Origin of the sequence: Pseudomonas wayambapalatensis (assembly GCF_049942315.1) — a bacterium.
Taxonomy (GTDB): Bacteria; Pseudomonadota; Gammaproteobacteria; order Pseudomonadales; family Pseudomonadaceae; genus Aquipseudomonas; species Aquipseudomonas wayambapalatensis.
Window position 1 is genome coordinate 1 of the sequence record NZ_JBNFMU010000158.1, and the last position, 1,639, is coordinate 1,639.

At 52.7% G+C, this 1,639-nt stretch carries 2 protein-coding genes and 1 pseudogene; all 3 read left to right on the forward strand.

Annotated features, from left to right (window positions below; all coding sequences use genetic code 11):
• A pseudogene (locus ACPZMI_RS09975) lies at nt 1-569 on the forward strand (hypothetical protein); the annotation flags it as partial.
• Nucleotides 570-577: 8 nt separating this feature from the next.
• Nucleotides 578-925 carry an immunity 8 family protein gene (locus ACPZMI_RS09980; RefSeq protein WP_186666861.1) on the forward strand — a complete coding sequence of 116 codons (348 nt, stop codon included), beginning with the start codon at nt 578-580 and terminating at the stop codon, nt 923-925.
• Between the two features lie 306 nt (nt 926-1,231).
• On the forward strand, nt 1,232-1,639 hold a 408-nt coding region (locus ACPZMI_RS09985), incomplete at its 3' end, for a hypothetical protein (RefSeq protein ID WP_426352147.1).

Below are 1,639 nucleotides of genomic sequence, written 5' to 3' on the forward strand. Positions count from 1 at the left end.
GGTATACGGCGGTAGTGAACCTGCGCACGGGCAATTTTGAGTTTGTCGCGCCGGATGGGAAGCTGTATTTCTATAGCGAGTCGGCGTTGGTGCCCAAGGAAGGTGGGAACCTTGCGGGGTTGGCGGCGGCGGAGCGGGAGATTGCGGCTGGGAAGGCGGGGGGGGGGGCAAGAGGCGCAGCCTCCGGCGCTGAAAATGCGGCCTTGTATCCAAAGCTGAAGGATCAACTGATACAAGAAAACCTGAGGAGTATTGCTGCTCAGGATGCAAGATTAGCTGCGGCTGTGAACGGCAGTGGAACGAAAAATCCGAACTTCTCTATAGGCCAAGGCACATCTTCCGAAGCTAATCAGTTGGGTAAGATCTGGGTTGGAGATGGGGCGACAAAAACAAGTGATGGGCTTGGTTTTATTAGCGCAGACGGTACTCGTGTATATAGGCCGCCAACATCTAAAAATTCATCTTTTGCAACGACAGGTGTGCAGGCCAATTTTGAAAATTATAACATCAACCCAATAACAGGTCAGCGCATAAAAGTAAGTAACGGGCATCTGAATGTGGCTGACTAGGAGGAATGATGCGTGCTGTTATAAAAGGTGTTTCTAATGATGTTTTTGATGTCGCGACCTACGCTCCCGAAAAGTTAGACAATTTTTCTTTAAGTCTTCGTATTCAAATTGGGCTTGACTGCACGCAAGGGGCAGATGATTTTGAGCTTTTCATTTGCACCCCAAAGTGGCTAGAGGAGACAATGTGGGAGCCTCGTTGGGGGAGAGGTCTATTAATTGTTCGAGAATATGATCTTTCGACTATTAATGGATTGATTCATGAATATGTGAGTCGCTGCGAGGGGGATAGTTGGGAAACTATTGTGATAAAGCTAGGGAAGGCATTTTCCTGGGAATTTGATGATTATCAATCCTAATCAATAGGATTATTTATCTAACACCGGCCCTGCGCCGGTGTTGTTTTATCTGCTTAATGCTAGCCCCTCCATCCTTCACAGCGCTACATCCGCTGTGCCATTAGCAGATCCAGCAATGACTGCAGTTGATCCTTACTGTGTGACTGTGAGTTCTCGGCGTGCGCAATCAATGTGTTCAGGTCCTGTTCGTAGCTGTCTGGCAGTTGAGCCTCCATGATTGGCGGCAGGCTTTTGTAGTAATTTCGCCAGCGGAGCGACGGCTGCCGGGGCCAACGCCGCCATGGCGGGGGCGCTGGAGGAGCGGCATTGCTCAAGGACTATGCGAGCACGCATAGCGCCGAGTTCAATGATTCCACCAAGAATCGCGAGTTCCTGCGCCCTGGGGGGGACCCCGAGTACGCCGCGTATTACGCCAATAACCTGAACTTCGGCAAGTACGATCCCACGGCAGAAACGCTGGGTTCGGTGGAGGGTGTAGGCACGGCGCTGGGCGACATGCTCAAAGGCATGTACGGCCTGGGCAAGGGGTTGCTGACCGATACCCAGAACACCGCCTCGCAGGTGTCTCACCAGCTGATCAACTCCTTGAGTCATCCTGAAGCGGTGGTGCAGGAATGGCAGGACATGCGCGCCGAGGCGACCCTGTATCGGCTGCAGGGCAATCCTACGGCTGCGGCGCGGGTGGAAGCGGAGTGGCAGACCAAGTTCGTGATG